Genomic DNA, 15320 nt, shown 5'->3' with positions numbered 1-15320 from the left:
TAGATTTTTTATATTAATTTCAACTTTTTCCCAACATTCTGAAAACCGTCAATACACATTGAAATCTCTTCATCTGAATGCAATGCAGATGGCATCAGTCTTATTCTGGCCATTCCTCTTGCAACAGTAGGATAGACTATAGGGGAGGCAAAAATATTTTCCTGTTCATACAGGAGCTTGCTCATCTCCTGGGTTTTTTTCTCGTCTTTTATGAGTACGGGTGTTATTGGCGTCTTCGTGTTTGTAAGTTCAAAGCCTGAATTTTTAAGACCATCCTGAAGTTTTCTAGCATTGTTCCATAACCTCTTAATGTAAGAATCATCCCTTTCCATTATTTCAATTGCCTTAATTACGGCTGCTGTGTCTGCAGGATTTAAACCACTACTGAAAAGGAAGGGCCTTGCCCTCTGTTTTAATAGTTCAATCAGTTTGGAACTTCCTGCAACAAATCCACCCATGGATCCAAGGGCCTTGGAAAATGTTCCCATTTCAACTTCAACCTTATGGGATAGCCCAAAGTGGTCAACTATTCCCCTTCCATTTTTCCCAAGAACACCCTCTCCATGGGCATCATCCACATAAAGCATTGCATCATATTTTTCCTTAATTTCCGCAAGTTCATCGAGCTTTGCCATGTCTCCATCCATACTGAAGACACCATCTGTGACTATGAGAGCTTTTTTACCTTCTTTTCTGTGCTCTTTCAAATTATTCTCAAGATCCTCCGTGGATAGGTGTTTGTAAACATATCTTTTGGCCGAACTCAGCCTCATTCCATCAATTATACTGGCATGATTCAATTCTTCGCTGAATAAAAGATCTTCCTTATTTACAAGCACCGGGATTGTACCAAGGTTTGCCAATAAACCGCCTTGGTAGACAATTGCTGCTTCCATATGCTTGAATTTTGCAAGTTTTTCCTCAAGCTTTATATGGAGTTCATTTGTTCCCGCTATTGATCTTACTGCACCAGCTCCAATTCCATAAGTTTCAATTGCGTCTATTACCGCTTTTTTTATTTCTGTGTGATTGGCAAATCCAAGGTAATTGTTGGAGCACATATTTAGAACGATCTTTCCTCCGATTTTTATATAGGCTCCCTGTGAGCTTTCCAGGGTTTTGTGGTTAACATACCTCCCAGAATTTTTAAGTTCATTCAGTTCATCATCAACCCATTTCATGTCAGTCATATTTTTCACATGTTTCCTTCTTAATTAAAAATTTCCAAAATTCATAGAAGATTGAAATACATTCTCTTGTTTTTGCTCCCTTTATTTTCAATTTTCTGCAGAACAATCGTTCCAACTTCAGATGTATTCTTCACATGTGTACCGCCGTCGGATTGCATGTCAACACCTTCGATTTCAATTATTCTTACCGTTTCCAGTGATTCCAATAGTTTTCTGCCCGGTTCCGTTCTGGCAAGGCCCTCAATTTTTAAAGCTTCATCCTTTGGCAAGAATTTTACGTTTATATTATGTTTTTCAGATATGATCCTGTTTGCATTTTCAATTATTTCATTGGCCAGGTCCTGAGAGAAATTTGAAACCGAAAAATCAACTCTTGCACGATCATCATATATCTGGCTCCCGGTTATCAACGTTTCATTATTGTAAAGATGAACTGCAGCATCAATTATGTGGACAGCACTGTGAAATCTCATCAGCATATGTCTTCTCTCCCAGTCAATTATTGCCTTTACATCCTTTCCTTTTATATTATGATCTAAATCATTTAAATCAGCCACATGAAGAACATCATCGCCAGACTTCACGGTATCAATTATTTTCATCTTCTTACCTTCACTTATAATCCAGCCTTTGTCTCCCGGCTGACCTCCTCCAGCTGCATAGAATACTGTCTTATCGAGAATAATCCCTGAATCTGTTATATCCAAAACATTGGCAGTGGTTTCCTTCAGATATGCATCCTTAAGGTAAATTTTTTCAGTCATTTTTTCACATTTTTTCATTATATTTGTCTTTTTTCAATTATTCACTTTTAAATTCTTGTTAAAATTTTCTTTCAGAGAAATTATAAGGAAAATAACAATTTCTGTTTACGAAATCAATATGGGGAAAAACCTTTGAATACTGGATGGGAATATTTGCAATTCTCATTCCACTAATGTCTCTTTACATTATCATAAGATTATTTGCCAGGTCAGTATATTCCTGGATATTCCTCCCTGTTAATGGAATACTTGTTTTTTCAATCTACTATGTTTATGGTAATATTGTAAGTGTAAATCTTACTGGAGGAGCACTTGCAATATTGATATTTCTTGTTTTTGTATTCAGTCCCTTACTGATGATAGTTATGAGATACAGAAGAAAGCATGAATTTTCAACAGGTTCATGGAAGGTTTCAAAAGCCTTCTACAATAATGCAATCCCGTATGTTTCTTCATTTATATACTACATTTTTTCCATAGTTTTTATTATTTCAGAAACATCTATTTTGAACAGTTTTGTCCAAAATTATATGTTTTATGTATTCATTATATTTAGCAGCATCTATTATATGGTCCTGGTTGCTGCAATTGTAAAACATGGAAAAATTATGGGATCAAACCTGAAAAATGAAAAAAATAGTTCAGAGTAAATCCGATGGCATTTTTAGAGAAACTACAAAATTTGGCTCATCAACTATTTCTGTAATTTCAAGATCTCCTACAATGCTTGCAAGTACATATGTCTCAGTATTATTGAGACCAAGGTAAGAGAATTCCCTAATCATTTCAAATAGAGCTTCCCTGGCACATTGGTAAAGGTCAGGGCCTACCCCTGTTGTCCATAAATATTGTCCTGATTCACTGAAAGAACCCCTTGCAACAGGTGTTTTTATTTTAGAATTTTTTAGAATTTCTAAATGAAATTCTATTACTGAATCAGTTTCTATGGCGGTTCCACACACCTCTCCATTACCCTGGCTGCCATGCGAGTCCCCAAATGAGATGTTTCCACCTTTGAGAAAAACTGGAAAACTTATGTGGAAACCCTCTGTCATATGCCTGAAGTCCATGTTTCCTCCAAAATGCTGTGGTGGAATCATTCCATACTCATTGGTGGCTGGTGACACCCCAACCACGCCAAGAAAAGGTCTATCTTTTATCCTGATACCTTTAAGAAAGTTTTCAGGATATACGCACTCCCAGTATCCATCCTTTTTCTTCCACTTTATCAGAATGCTTTCTGCATCCTTAATCAGTCCGAATCCTGGAATTACTGCTGACCAGCCAAAATTTCCACTTTTTATGCTGTCAATGTTAAGAACAATAGCATCTCCAGGTTCTGCCCCCTCAACTGAAAAAGGCCCGAATGCCCCGTCAAATGAATCCAGATTCATGGATTTAAATTTCTCCAGTGTGGTGTTCTCCCGGATCTTACCAACAGAAGAATCTGGTACATGAAGAATTACCTTTTCTCCTGGTTTAATGGTTCCACAAGGTACATTTTTAGCAGTCCATGAATAATGAATGAATTGTTCACTCCATTTCATTTCCATAATGTTCCATATTATGCAAATATTTAATTTATGACCTTCAAAATTATTACTTAACTCAATAAAAAATTTATTAGTAAAAGTTTATAATCCAATTTTTAATATATCATTATGAACCTAATGGGTGCAAAATTAAAAATTGCAACCATATTTGCCGGTATTGGAATAGCATTGCTGGCATCTCTTTTAATTATGGGAGTATCCTCTTATTTCTTTGGCACTTCAATTTCTTTTGGACTATTTGGAATTCTAATAATATTCGTATTTATCATGGATATCATTCAGTATCTCATATCGCCATACCTGATAGGATACATGTATCACCTGAAGGAGATAAGCCCTGGTGATTTTCAGTATTCTTCAGTGTATCAGTCATTGGAAAATGTCTGCAGGGTAAATAACATATCAGTTCCAAAGCTTTACATAGCCAACGTCCCTTTTCCAAATGCATTTGCATATGGGAATATAATATCTGGAAAGAGAATGGCAGTCACAGCACCAATATTACAGATTCTTAACAAGGATGAATTGGAGGCCGTTATGGCTCATGAGATAGGCCATCTGAAGCATCACGACGTTGCCCTTCTTATGGCAATAGGGCTCATACCTACACTGATCTTTTATTTCGGATATTCACTTCTATTCTCAGGTGGAGGAAGAAGATCAAATGGAACTGCTATGCTTGTTGCAATAGCACTTGTTGCAGTCAGTTTTCTTTTCAATATAATGATACTTGGTGTCAACAGAATAAGGGAGAGTTATGCTGATTACAATTCAGCAATTACAATGGAAAATGGCCCTCAGAACCTTCAGACGGCACTTGCAAAAATTGTCGCCACATCTTCAAGAAACACCTTTTTCAGAAGGAGGAAATCAAGAAGCAATCCATCATCTTCCCTTGGGAGTATGCTAATGTTTTCAGGTGAAAATGACGGTAATGACGCACAATATCATATGAACCTTATTGAGCAGTGGAAAAGAATGAAAGTCCCTCTCTCAAAGAGAGTATTCTCAGATCATCCTCACCCTGCCCTAAGAATACAGATGCTTGAAAAACTTAAAAATAATGGCTTTCAGTGAAACCGATGAATAAAGAAAGATTGCAGGAAGTTGCAATTCGAATAAAAAAAAGTATAAAAATTCCAGATTTTTCTTTTTTTGAAACATCTAATGGCCAATATGTTCCTGTAATGCAGGGTGATGAGATCTCCATGTACAGGCATGATGAGGAAACAATAGTGTTGATAGATGGTAGGAAGATTTATTTTAACGAGAGGGCAGTGGCAAAATTATACTTCTTTGCAGCTATTCTTGCAATAAAGGCTATAAGATTTCCATCTCCGGAGGAAAGCGGAAGACTTGTGTCAATAGTTGAAAGGGCAATTAACAGTGACAGAAGCGTAGTGATGAGAGAAATAGAAAAATTTGAAGAAAATGAAAGGAGGGAAATTATGGATTTTCTAATAAAAGAGGACAGATATTTCCTCCTGTTATTGTATGACTATCTTTAAAGTGGCATAACTTTAATTTTGAAAAATTATACAGATTGACTTTAATGACTCCATTTATAGTTTTAGAGGGCATTGACAGAACAGGGAAGTCCAGTCTCGTTGATCTTCTGTATACACATATCTCTGAATTGAATAGGGAAACAGTGAAAACACATGAGCCTACAGAGAGATTTGGAATGGGGTTGAATTTGGAGGGAAAACTAAAAAAGGAAGAGTTTCTCATACTCACAGCTCTGTTTTTGAGAGACAGGATGTTTCATAATGTGGAGATAAATAGATGGCTGGGAGATAGCAAAATTGTGCTATGCGACAGATATTCCCTTTCCACAGTGGCATACCAGGGTAAATATATGGCTGAATTCCTGGGTTCAAGAGAAGCAGCCCTTAACTATATGGGCATGGTGTGCAAACCATTTCACATTATGCCAGATCTTACAATTCTAATAACAATAGATCCGGAAGAGGCTGCAAGAAGAAAGACAAAGGAGGACAAATTGAATTTCTTTGAGAATTTTGAATTTTTGAAGGATGTTCAGGAGAATTTTTTAACAGCGATACAAAATAAAATTTTGTGCGAAAACACATTGATCTTGGATGGAAACAGATCACTTGACCAGCTTTTTAAAGATATATTAAAAAAAATTGAGGCATTTATTTAGTTGTTACTATTACTTCATCTCCATCAAAAAGAACAGTATGCTCATGCTGTGAGATCCTTGCATCACGGTGTTCCTTTAAAATTGGAAAATGTGATATCTGTTTCATAAAAATGTTCTTTTTTAGGTAATCCCTGTAATCCGGATATACGTCCTTTAACCACCTTTCTGCAAATGGCAGTGTGTTGAAATTGTCCACAACTGGATCCCCTTTCTTCAGTTTTGTACCATCAAATATGTATATATTCCCACCTGGCCCGTTGTGTATCATGCCTATACCCGTTGATGCAAATGGTTCAATGGCTATAAGTTGTCCTGGCTCAATTCTTCTTCCGTTTCCATCGTTATAGTTTGGAATGAAGATAGTTGAGTGAAGATCATACCTTTTTATACCATGTCCACCAAGATTCTTTACAGGTTTGAAACCATGTGCGACTATCTTCTCCTCTATTGCCTGGCCTATTCTCCAGATCTCAATACCGGGCCTTAACTTTGAAATTGCATTTTCAAGTGCCTCTTTAGAAGCGTCTATCAAATCTGAGTAATCACCTTTCCCTCCAACTTCCATTGTGGCTGCGTTATCTGAAATGTATCCATCCACCTGTGCACCTATATCAACCTTAACAAGATCCCCAGTTTTAAATGTCTTTTTATCATCAGGTGACGGTGTGTAATGTGCAGCCTCATTATTAACTGAAAGATTTAATGGAAAAGAGGGCTTTCCACCATTATCTCTTATAAATTTCTCTGTATTTTCAGCCACATCAAGAAATCTGGCTCCTGGCTCAATTAGGCTTAAAGCCTCCTGCAGTGCAAGTTTACCAAGTTTTCCCGCTTCTAGTATCTTTCTTTTCTCTTCAATTTCCAAGATTCAATCCCTCCTCTTCTCACTTCTGAATTCACAATAAGGGCGGCCTTCTACCTTGGTCCCGATTATTTCAAAATCCATTTCAAGCAGATCTCTAATCATAATTTTTTCCCTCTCACATGTTCCTGCATACCTTCTTGAAATCTCAATTATGGGACAATTGTGCTCAATAATTGATATTATTCCATCCTCCCTGCTTTTCAACTCAGGTTTGTATCCTTCTTCTCTTTTAATTTCCAGAAATTTATTAATTTTTCTTGAACTTTCTATGATATATTTTCTGTACTTTTCCGTTTTCTTTTTGTAAATTGAGGAGATTGCATTCATACTGGCTTCAACACCATAGTTTTCCTCAATGTATTTCAGGGTCTCTACAGCCATATTATCACATTCTTTAATGGAATCTTTAAGAATTTTGTCTGTATATCTTATAAAACAAACTGGCCTTCCCTTTTTTTTCTGTCTGTACTCTTTTACTATGAATCCTTCATTTTCAAGTTTTTTGATCCATTTTACAACTGCAGCCTTTGAAATACCAAGTTCTTTGCTGAGTTGTGAAAGAGAGGGATTCCCGAGTTTTATAATTGTATTTAACACCCTTGATCTCTGGCTACCCTCATAAACTGTTTCCATGATATTTCTGCATCAACAGAAATGATATAACGATTTCTTAAACAATCTAAAAAACCTTAAAATAATGTAATATGATAATCATACATGACTTGGTATAAAGTTGGAAAGGCCGACAAGATAGCTGAGGGTGACATAGCGAAGGTTAAGGCTGGAGACAAAGAGATTCTGATCATGAAGGACAGTGGAAAGATATATTCAACTTCAACTCTGTGCACCCATGAGGAGTACGATCTTGCTGACGGCTTTATGGACGAACATTGCCTAACTTGCCCCAATCACTTTGCTGCCTTTGATCCTGCTACGGGAAAAGTTGTTCATCCCCCAGAGGGTTCTGGTGATATTTCTCCACTGAAAGCATACAAGGTTAAGATTGAGAATGGAGAAATAATGGTGGATGTTGAATGAAAATAGTTGTTCTGGTAAAGCAGATACCGGACGTTAACAAAATCAGATTCAACCCTGAGACAGGAAGAATTGTGAGAGAAGGGGTTGAACTTATGATGAATTCATTTGACAAGAAAGCCCTGGAAGAATCACTGAGAATAAGGGAAAGAATAACAGATACAAAAATATTGGCAGTATCAATGGGGCCACCTCAGGCCATAGATGTACTTAATGAATCATTAAAATTTGGCGTTGATGAGGCATATCTAATTAGTGACAGGCTTTACGGTGGCTCAGATACCTGGGCAACCGCAAAAATAATATCTGAATTCATTAATAAGGAAAGGCCAGATATGGTACTTGCTGGAAAATATTCTCTTGATGGGGAAACCTCTCAGGTTCCACCTGAAATAGCAAGAATGTGCAATTACAATTTTATATCCTCTGCAATAAAGATAGACATTGATGGAAGAAGAATTAACGCATTGCAGTCATTTGAAAAGGGTACTAGGGAAGTTTCAACACTAATGCCGGTTGTTATATCTGTGGATGAGAAGATAAACAAGATAAGGGCAATGCCGGAAAACGTTCCTGATATGAGAGAAAAAGTAAAGATTGCTGACAGTAAATACCTGAATTTCAACTTCAACGGTGCTGAGGAATCCTTGACGGTTGTGAAGGGAACAAGCGAGGTTAAGAGCAGTAGAAGTGTGAAATTCATTGACATTAAAGAAGCAATAAAAATTATCAGAGAAGAGGGCAGAAAGAAATCTCAGGTGGAGGTTGAATATATAGAAGTTCCAGCTTCTGAATCAAAAAAAACCTGCATTTCTGTGGGTCTTTCAGATCCAAATCTTTTCCTTGAAATTGCAGGCAAATGCCAGCAGATTTCACTGGAATCCTCCTTGAGGCATGTTGCAATTGGAAATATTTCGCCAGAATCTGTTAAAGATCTTCCAGCATCTGAATACAGATATTTCAAAAGTGAAGATCCATCTGTTATTGCATCAACAATTGAAGAAGCAATCAAAGAGTTGAAACCAGAATTTGTAATTTTTCCGTCCACAAATCTTGGAAGGGATGTTTCATCGTTCATAGCAGCGGATATGTCATTGGGACTCACTGCAGATTGTATTGATATTAAGTATGAAAATGAAAAATTGATTCAATATAAACCAGCCTTTGGAGGAGGTGTACTTGCAAGAATAGAATCTAAAAAGGTTCCTGCAATGGCATCCGTAAGACCTGGAATTTTTATTCCATTGCGCTCTAAAAATAAACCTTCGGTTTTAAATATTGAAACAAAGGGTAAGGAATCAATTGAAATTAGGGGCGAATCAAGAGAATTCTCAACTTTTCCATCTATTCAGGGGGCAAGAATTGTATTTGGAATAGGAAGAGGAGTCAAGGGTAAGGGTAACGTCCAGAATATTGCAAATCTCATAATTTCAAAAGGATTTGCTGTGGCTGGCACAAGACCAGTTGTGGACATGCATTTTCTACCAAGGGAGGTTCAGGTTGGCCTCACAGGTGTCTCAATATCACCAGATCTTTACGTGGCACTCGGTGTTTCTGGCCATGATAACCATATGGTTGGTCTAAGATATGCAAAAAAAATTCTGGCAGTGAACAGTCAAAATGATGCACCAATTTTCAATAATGCAGATTACGGTTGTATTGCCAGCGTTGAAGAGTTCATAAAAGAACTGGAAAATCTCTAAAATTATGAACTATCATAATTTTTTATAGATTCTTCATACATCTGAATGCCTATTCCGGCTATCAAAAGGAGGCCTGCTACTATTTCTGCCTTTATGTTTACTAGTCCCAGGCCTAGGAGAGAGAACCATACAGCGAATGATCCAACAATCACGGACAATATAAGCTTGACATCGTCCTTTTTCCATAGTGCTATTATAAATGCAATCGCACCTCCCATAAGAGAATAAATTGCACTCAATCCTCCGATTTCGTAAAGTCCAAAAAGTACAAAGAAACCAAAAAAAGCCCCAAAAATTACATCCTTTACCCTATAAAAGATTAATCCTCCCACAACAGCACCGATGATCAATACAAGTATAACAGGAACCCCTGTGGGATGAAGCCTTATGAGTAAGAATGCCGTAAGAAGGAAACCAGCATATGCTCCAAATAACCATGATAATGCATCAAAGGCCTTTTTTCCAACAAAGAGGAGTATTATCCCCACAATGAGTATCAAAATGTATATTGTAAAAGAGGAAAAACCGAAAACGTCAGATGGTATCAGAGATTTGGAAGTGAGAGGGGTGATATTCATTGTCTAAAAAATATTTCAGCTTAATTAATATATCTGTATAAATTCATTGAGGGTTATTCATGGAAAGACCAATTATAAAAGCAGGAAAAAATGTATCTCTAGGATTGATAGAAAGATCAGACGCCGAATTTTTTTATACCACACTTAACAATCCTGATGTAAACAGAAATCTCACATCCTTCATGCATGCCTATACACTCATTGGGGAGTATGAATGGATAGACAACAATTCCATTGTTGGTGATAAGCAGATAAATTTCGCAGTGATCGAGAACTCATCAAAAAGGATATGCGGAGTTGCAGGTCTTAGCAACATGGATAACAGGCAGGTAGGAACTGCAGGGTATTTCCTATCCAAAAATTCCTGGGGAAAGGGTTATGGCACAGAGGCTCTGAAACTTCTTCTTGACTATGGATTCATGACACTGAATTTAAGGAAAATAATTGCATATGTTTACCAAACAAATCCTGCCTCATACCGGGTGATGGAAAAAAATGGGATGAAGCTGGTGGGCAGACTAAGAGAACAGTGTTTTATCCCGGAACATGGATATTCAGATGAACTGATATACGAGATACTCAGGAGTGAGTATGTGAAACTATCCTGATCACATCTCCATTTTTCAGTTCATGATTTTTTCCAACAGCTATTTTTTTTCTGCAATCGATGGCCTTTATGAATCCTTCTCCTATTTCAGTGTGAACAGCGAATGCAAGTTGCTGAGCAGTGGCTCCGTTATTCATAACAAAAGCATCAGGGAGAACGTTTCCATCCTTGTCTGTCCACTTTGTTTCGTCATATACAGGATAAACAACTATCCTGTTCATCCTATCAATTATGAGCCATTTCAAAAGATCCTGGGCTCTCATAATGCTTTTTGAGGCATAGGCATTTCTGATTATTGATATGGCATTTTTTTGTTTTTCCTTGGCTTTATCTGTGGCTTCAATGTGAAGTATGTCACTTAAAATGGAGTTATTAACAGCTTTTGCAATGGAAAGTTCATAATCCGCACTTATAACAGGATATTTAAGAGACTTCAATTCACCGTTTTTCAGGAGGTCTCCTTTGTTTATCACCCTCACTATTGGTCTCACCTTTGAAAAAAAGACCTCTGCAAATTCCTGGAATTGTGCGTCTCCCCAGTCTTGAATTTTGGATGGAAAAGAGCCGGCTATAAGTACCTCTTTAAGTTCTTTCATACCTATTCCAAAAAAAGAGACCTTTTCAATTATTTTATCTTCAAGGGGAAGATTTGACTGCTTGTATTTTCTTACAAGTTTTTCCCAGTCTCTGGAAAGCCTTGAAACCATCCATTTTTTTATTTCAATTTCTATCATTTCAGCTTCCTTTTCAATTTCATGTGGTGAGAGTATTTTTCCGTTGTCATCAACGGGGCTTATGAGATGAATGAAACTATCTGCCTCTCTTAGTGAATCTAGAAATTGATTTCCCATGCCTTTTCCCTCTGAAGCCCCTTCTATAAGTCCTGGTACATCAAAGATTTCCACAGAAACATATCTGCTACCATCAATGCAGAAACCACTTCTGGGATTACACTTATTGCCTATTTCATTGTGAGGACATTCAACTTTGAAATATCCAATGGCAAGGTTTGGCTCTATGGTTGTAAATGGATAATTGCCTATGGCTGCATTAACCCCTGTGACTGCGGAGAAAAATGTTGATTTACCGGCATTGGGTTTTCCTATAACCCCTACCTTCAGCGTCACTATGCTCTTTTCCCTTCAATAACTCTTATATCATACCCGAGAGGGCACTTTACCTTTTCCCCAATTGATTTTATTGTTATCCTTAAATCCCCCGGATGATGCATCATGTTGCATTTTTCTATATTGGGACATGTCAAATGTTCGCATTTTCTTCCCTTAAGAGTAATTGTTGATCCTTCAATTACCCTCTTGGTATATTCAACCAGATATGGTTCTTCCACCTCTTCCACCTTAACTGTGGACACAGAATTCTTATTGAATACATTACATGGGTGAACCTTATCTCTCACCTCAACTATCCTGTACAGTTTACCCTGCTCCAGGTTAAAACAAACATTCTTAATTTTACATTCTGAACATGTCTGAAGAGGTTTAACATACCTGAATACGTGTCCCTCCGCCGCCTGATCAACTCCTATTAGTGTTATCCTTCCAGCCATTTTAACCCAACTCTTAATCTATTATCCCGGTTATTCTAAGAGCATTTTCAGCAGCACTGTAGCTCAGATCAGTATCTCCAAGTATTGTATATCTTTCAGGCCTTATTCTGTGAGCGCTACGAACAGCGTCTATCATCACACTTTCCTCTATGCCGTAACTTGATGATTGAAGTTTTATTCCAATACTTTCGTAAACTCTTTTCAATCCTTGCCAGTCACCACCGTGGAAAAACATTGCAATTATTGAACCAATTGCCACTTCCTCACCATGTATTGCCTTACCTGGAGAGAAAGTTTCTATTGCATGTGCAATAAGATGTTCGCTTCCACTGGCTGGCCTTGATGATGAAGCTATGGCCATTGATGTACCTGACGCCAGTATTTGCTTTGTAACCAGCCATACTGATTCTTCCACACCTGGCATTATAAGATGTACTTTCTCAACAAGTTCCCTTGCTGCATACTCCGCGATTGCAGCTGCACTACTGCTGAAATCCTCACCTTTTAATCTGTTTGCAAGTTTCCAATCAAGTATTGAAGTCTGATTAGCAATAACATCTGCAGCCCCAGCTGCGAGATACCTGTAGGGTGCCCTAACAAGTATGGATGTATCAGCAATTATGGATACTGGCATTGCACCCTCTTCTGAAACTGACCATCCGTTTCTTTTTATTGATGCTCTTGGAGATGCTATGCCATCATGACTTGGTGTTGTTGGAATGCTTATGAGTGGAATATCCATTAGATATGCAATTTTCTTTGCAAGATCTATCTTACTTCCTCCCCCAACTCCAAGAACTATATCAGGTGCGTACTCTTTTGCACTCATCTCAATTTGATTCAAATTTTCTTCTGTAGCATTGCCCGTTTTTATCATCAAACAGTCGAGGGTTGCATCCTCAACCATGTTCAGAACTTCCCTTCCAGCAATGTTCTCTGTAAAACTGCCTGTTATGATCATGACCTTATCCCCTCTGATATTCTTTTTAACTACCTCTGGTACTTTTTCCAGAACTCCGTGACCTACGAACACTTCCCGGGGGAATTGCATCATTTTATATTTGCTGAACTCCATGTCAAAGCCAGTTTACCATGTAATTGAATAATATAAATGTTCTTAAACTGTTTCTGACAAATAAAAAAAATATAATTTATTCACCAGATGAAGACCTTTTCCAGCATATTCTTTTTACCATTTGCAAATTCCTGAAAGACCTCATCGAACTTCTCATGGTTCCTTGGAGGTATTTCCCCTCTGAATCTTGCCGGAGAATGAGGATCTATTGTTATCCTCCGCTTGCTTTCTTCATCCCTGGTATTGGCTTTCCATACTTGCGCCCAGGATATGAAAAATCTCTGTTCCGGTGTAAGTCCATCTATTCTCTTTCTCAATTCAGGATTTTTCTCCAGTCTCCTTTGCAATGCATTGAATGCTATGTAAACTCCACCCAGATCTGCAATGTTCTCACCCAGGGTAAGTTTTCCATTGATTTTAAACCCAGGCAGGATTTCGTATGAGCTGTACAAACTCACCACATGATCAGCCCTTTTTCTAAAATTCTCTGCATCTTCTTCACTCCACCAGTCATTGAGATTTCCCATGTCATCGTATTTTCTTCCCTGATCATCGAAACCATGGGTTATCTCATGAGATATAACACCGCCAATAGCACCATAATTCACGGCATCATCCGCATTAACATCAAAGAATGGGGGTTGCAGTATCCCAGCTGGAAATACTATCTCATTATCAGTTGGTGAAAAATAGGCATTCACTGTTGGAGGAGTCATAAACCACAGCTCTCTGTCCACATTTTTTCCTATCCTTTCAATCTGTCTTCTGAATTCAAAATTAGCGGATCTCAGGTAATTTCCAACGAGATCATCTGGTCTTATTTCAACTGATGAATAATCGATCCATTTTGATGGAAACCCTATTTTTGGTCTGAATTTTTTGAACTTTTTCAGAGCCCTTTCCTTTGTTTTTTCTGACATCCAAGGAAGATTTTTAAGTCTCTCTTCAAAAACTTCCCTTATATCGTTCACCAAGGTTTCCATCCTTTTTCTTGCCTCCGGTCCAAACTCCCTTTTTACATAAAGTTGTCCCAAAGCTTCCCCTACCATTCTGTCTATTATGCTGACAGCTTTTTTCCATCTTTTTTCAGGTTCCATTTGTCCCATCAAAGTTCTGCTGAAGAAGTCGAAATTTTCCATTTCAAATTCCTTATGCAGAAATGGTGCTAATGTTCTCAAAACAGCCCATTTCATGTAATTTTTTATAACCTTAAGTTCCGTGTCATCAATCAATCTATCCAAAGAACTCATAACCTCTGGCTGACCAATTATTATGTAATCAACCGATGGTGATTGAGAGAGTTCAAGAAATCTTATGAAATTAATATGCTTAAATTCTTTTTCTACCTTATCCTTTTCAAATCTGTTGTAATTTTTTTCACTTTCTCTTAATTCATGCTGTGGTCTGCTTGCCTCAGCAATTTTTTTCTCAAAAGTGAAAATTTCATTTGCAGTTTTTGATGCCTCTTCTTCACTCAATCCATAAAGAGAAAACATTTTTTCAACGTGTTTAATGTATTTCTCTCTAACATTGCTGAATGCATCCAAAAGATAGTAGTCTCTGTTAGGCATTGAAAGTCCACCCTGATAGATGTAAAAAGCGTAATAATCACTGTTTTTTCTGTCTCCCATTGAGAATGCTCCAAACAGAACTGGTATTCCATTTGAATAGAGAAATTGCGCAACATCAAGAACATCTTTCTTTGAATTTATTGAGTCTATTTTTCTCATTATGAAATTCACAGGTTCTAGTTTTCTTCTTTCTATTTCTTCAGTGTCCATAACTGAAATATAGAAGTCCCCCACAATCTTTTCAACGAAGTCTCTGCTATCAGCTTTCAAGGCGCATTCTTCAGCAATTTTTCCAAGAATGTAAATATTTCTCTCTCTAAGCTGATTGAAAGAACCCCACTGGGATTTGTCAGAAGGTATGGGGTGTGTCTCCAGCCATTTTCCATTGGAAAAATGATAAAAATCCTCCATGGGATTGTATCTCATATCCATATATTCTATTGAAAATTTGCTTTCTTCTGGTCTTTCGTCCTCCCTGATCTTTTCCAATTGCTTCATTAAAACCATAGTGTCCCAAATGTTGTGTATTTATAAAGGATACCTCCTTTGGAACATTTCCTTAATCTCATCAATGCATTTATAATATCCCCTCAATGATCTCATTGACCATTTGTCATTTATCTCTGCTGCTCTCAGATAAATGAT

The 15320-nt window shown here is 37.4% G+C and carries 17 protein-coding genes; 7 read left to right on the top strand and 10 right to left on the bottom strand.

The annotated features are described in order from the left end of the window. Positions 1 to 8: 8 nt before the first annotated feature. A complete protein-coding gene (locus ACNF4Z_RS04430; protein WP_458328037.1) occupies positions 9 to 1190 on the bottom strand; it encodes a glycine C-acetyltransferase in 1182 nt (393 codons plus the stop codon). A gap of 41 nt (positions 1191 to 1231) precedes the next feature. Further along, positions 1232 to 1954, bottom strand: coding sequence for an alanyl-tRNA editing protein (locus ACNF4Z_RS04425; protein WP_458328036.1), 723 nt, complete (start codon positions 1952 to 1954; stop codon positions 1232 to 1234). Positions 1955 to 2097: 143 nt separating this feature from the next. On the opposite strand from ACNF4Z_RS04425, the gene ACNF4Z_RS04420 reads away from it, so the two are divergent. Then, entirely contained in the window at positions 2098 to 2604 is a 507-nt protein-coding gene (locus ACNF4Z_RS04420) for a hypothetical protein (RefSeq protein ID WP_458328035.1), read from the top strand. On the opposite strand, the gene ACNF4Z_RS04415 is transcribed toward ACNF4Z_RS04420, so the two are convergent. Then, a complete protein-coding gene (locus ACNF4Z_RS04415) occupies positions 2596 to 3507 on the bottom strand; it encodes an acetamidase/formamidase family protein (RefSeq protein ID WP_458328034.1) in 912 nt (303 codons plus the stop codon). The two genes, ACNF4Z_RS04420 and ACNF4Z_RS04415, sit on opposite strands and share 9 nt — an antisense overlap. A 108-nt stretch (positions 3508 to 3615) precedes the next feature. On the opposite strand from ACNF4Z_RS04415, the gene htpX reads away from it, so the two are divergent. Genes htpX through tmk form a run of 3 tightly spaced genes read left to right on the top strand, consistent with a single transcriptional unit; the run spans position 3616 to position 5674 of the window. Beyond that, positions 3616 to 4584 carry a zinc metalloprotease HtpX gene (htpX, locus tag ACNF4Z_RS04410; protein WP_458328033.1) on the top strand — a complete coding sequence of 323 codons (969 nt, stop codon included), beginning with the start codon at positions 3616 to 3618 and terminating at the stop codon, positions 4582 to 4584. Between the two features lie 5 nt (positions 4585 to 4589). Next, on the top strand, positions 4590 to 5015 hold the full coding sequence (locus tag ACNF4Z_RS04405) for a hypothetical protein (protein WP_458328032.1): 426 nt from the start codon (positions 4590 to 4592) through the stop codon (positions 5013 to 5015). 44 nt (positions 5016 to 5059) lie between these two features. After that, positions 5060 to 5674 (top strand): dTMP kinase, encoded by a 615-nt coding sequence (tmk, locus tag ACNF4Z_RS04400; RefSeq protein WP_458328031.1) that lies wholly within the window; start codon positions 5060 to 5062, stop codon positions 5672 to 5674. Here tmk and map read toward each other — a convergent pair. Both map and ACNF4Z_RS04390 read right to left on the bottom strand, forming a co-directional pair. Next, a complete protein-coding gene (map, locus tag ACNF4Z_RS04395) occupies positions 5667 to 6539 on the bottom strand; it encodes a type II methionyl aminopeptidase (RefSeq protein ID WP_458328030.1) in 873 nt (290 codons plus the stop codon). The two genes, tmk and map, sit on opposite strands and share 8 nt — an antisense overlap. A gap of 3 nt (positions 6540 to 6542) precedes the next feature. Further along, a complete protein-coding gene (locus ACNF4Z_RS04390) occupies positions 6543 to 7172 on the bottom strand; it encodes a helix-turn-helix transcriptional regulator (protein ID WP_458328029.1) in 630 nt (209 codons plus the stop codon). Positions 7173 to 7256: 84 nt separating this feature from the next. Between ACNF4Z_RS04390 and ACNF4Z_RS04385 the strand changes: the two genes are divergently transcribed. Continuing rightward, positions 7257 to 7577 carry a Rieske (2Fe-2S) protein gene (locus ACNF4Z_RS04385; protein WP_458328028.1) on the top strand — a complete coding sequence of 107 codons (321 nt, stop codon included), beginning with the start codon at positions 7257 to 7259 and terminating at the stop codon, positions 7575 to 7577. Continuing rightward, on the top strand, positions 7574 to 9277 hold the full coding sequence (locus ACNF4Z_RS04380; protein WP_458328027.1) for an FAD-binding protein: 1704 nt from the start codon (positions 7574 to 7576) through the stop codon (positions 9275 to 9277). The genes ACNF4Z_RS04385 and ACNF4Z_RS04380 overlap by 4 nt, the downstream gene beginning before the upstream one ends. Positions 9278 to 9279: 2 nt before the next feature. On the opposite strand, the gene ACNF4Z_RS04375 is transcribed toward ACNF4Z_RS04380, so the two are convergent. Further along, on the bottom strand, positions 9280 to 9855 hold the full coding sequence (locus ACNF4Z_RS04375) for a hypothetical protein (RefSeq protein WP_458328026.1): 576 nt from the start codon (positions 9853 to 9855) through the stop codon (positions 9280 to 9282). 59 nt (positions 9856 to 9914) lie between these two features. Here ACNF4Z_RS04375 and ACNF4Z_RS04370 point away from each other — a divergent pair, with 59 nt between their 5' ends. Beyond that, the gene (locus ACNF4Z_RS04370; protein ID WP_458328025.1) at positions 9915 to 10463 is read left to right on the top strand and encodes a GNAT family N-acetyltransferase; all 549 of its coding nucleotides are present in this window, start codon (positions 9915 to 9917) and stop codon (positions 10461 to 10463) included. Here the strand turns inward: ACNF4Z_RS04370 and ychF are convergent. The 4 genes from ychF to ACNF4Z_RS04350 form a co-directional block, all read right to left on the bottom strand. Continuing rightward, the gene (gene ychF / locus ACNF4Z_RS04365) at positions 10435 to 11589 is read right to left on the bottom strand and encodes a YchF-related putative GTPase (RefSeq protein ID WP_458328024.1); all 1155 of its coding nucleotides are present in this window, start codon (positions 11587 to 11589) and stop codon (positions 10435 to 10437) included. The genes ACNF4Z_RS04370 and ychF overlap by 29 nt on opposite strands. Continuing rightward, positions 11589 to 12029, bottom strand: a complete 441-nt coding sequence (locus tag ACNF4Z_RS04360) for a UPF0179 family protein (protein ID WP_458328023.1) — start codon at positions 12027 to 12029, stop codon at positions 11589 to 11591. Before ACNF4Z_RS04360 ends, ychF begins: the two co-directional genes overlap by 1 nt. A gap of 13 nt (positions 12030 to 12042) precedes the next feature. Then, positions 12043 to 13104 (bottom strand): NAD(P)-dependent glycerol-1-phosphate dehydrogenase, encoded by a 1062-nt coding sequence (locus tag ACNF4Z_RS04355; protein ID WP_458328022.1) that lies wholly within the window; start codon positions 13102 to 13104, stop codon positions 12043 to 12045. A gap of 80 nt (positions 13105 to 13184) precedes the next feature. Beyond that, a complete protein-coding gene (locus ACNF4Z_RS04350) occupies positions 13185 to 15182 on the bottom strand; it encodes a M13 family metallopeptidase (RefSeq protein ID WP_458328021.1) in 1998 nt (665 codons plus the stop codon). Positions 15183 to 15320 lie beyond the last annotated feature (138 nt).

Origin of the sequence: Caldiplasma sukawensis (assembly GCF_052315375.1) — an archaeon.
Classification (GTDB): domain Archaea; phylum Thermoplasmatota; class Thermoplasmata; order Thermoplasmatales; family Thermoplasmataceae; genus Cuniculiplasma.
Note: the sequence above shows the minus strand (reverse complement) of the source record. Positions and strands in the feature narration are given on the sequence as shown.

Excerpts from the sequence above, each read along its gene's own strand:
- ACNF4Z_RS04430 (WP_458328037.1), bottom strand. The coding sequence starts at position 1,190 with ATGACTGACATGAAATGGGTTGATGATGAACTGAATGAACTTAAAAAT.
- ACNF4Z_RS04425 (WP_458328036.1), bottom strand. The coding sequence starts at position 1,954 with ATGACTGAAAAAATTTACCTTAAGGATGCATATCTGAAGGAAACCACT.
- ACNF4Z_RS04420 (WP_458328035.1), top strand. The coding sequence starts at position 2,098 with ATGGGAATATTTGCAATTCTCATTCCACTAATGTCTCTTTACATTATC.
- ACNF4Z_RS04415 (WP_458328034.1), bottom strand. The coding sequence starts at position 3,507 with ATGGAAATGAAATGGAGTGAACAATTCATTCATTATTCATGGACTGCT.
- htpX (WP_458328033.1), top strand. The coding sequence starts at position 3,616 with ATGAACCTAATGGGTGCAAAATTAAAAATTGCAACCATATTTGCCGGT.
- ACNF4Z_RS04405 (WP_458328032.1), top strand. The coding sequence starts at position 4,590 with ATGAATAAAGAAAGATTGCAGGAAGTTGCAATTCGAATAAAAAAAAGT.
- tmk (WP_458328031.1), top strand. The coding sequence starts at position 5,060 with ATGACTCCATTTATAGTTTTAGAGGGCATTGACAGAACAGGGAAGTCC.
- ACNF4Z_RS04390 (WP_458328029.1), bottom strand. The coding sequence starts at position 7,172 with ATGGAAACAGTTTATGAGGGTAGCCAGAGATCAAGGGTGTTAAATACA.
- ACNF4Z_RS04385 (WP_458328028.1), top strand. The coding sequence starts at position 7,257 with ATGACTTGGTATAAAGTTGGAAAGGCCGACAAGATAGCTGAGGGTGAC.
- ACNF4Z_RS04380 (WP_458328027.1), top strand. The coding sequence starts at position 7,574 with ATGAAAATAGTTGTTCTGGTAAAGCAGATACCGGACGTTAACAAAATC.
- ACNF4Z_RS04375 (WP_458328026.1), bottom strand. The coding sequence starts at position 9,855 with ATGAATATCACCCCTCTCACTTCCAAATCTCTGATACCATCTGACGTT.
- ACNF4Z_RS04370 (WP_458328025.1), top strand. The coding sequence starts at position 9,915 with ATGGAAAGACCAATTATAAAAGCAGGAAAAAATGTATCTCTAGGATTG.
- ACNF4Z_RS04360 (WP_458328023.1), bottom strand. The coding sequence starts at position 12,029 with ATGGCTGGAAGGATAACACTAATAGGAGTTGATCAGGCGGCGGAGGGA.
- ACNF4Z_RS04355 (WP_458328022.1), bottom strand. The coding sequence starts at position 13,104 with ATGGAGTTCAGCAAATATAAAATGATGCAATTCCCCCGGGAAGTGTTC.
- ACNF4Z_RS04350 (WP_458328021.1), bottom strand. The coding sequence starts at position 15,182 with ATGGTTTTAATGAAGCAATTGGAAAAGATCAGGGAGGACGAAAGACCA.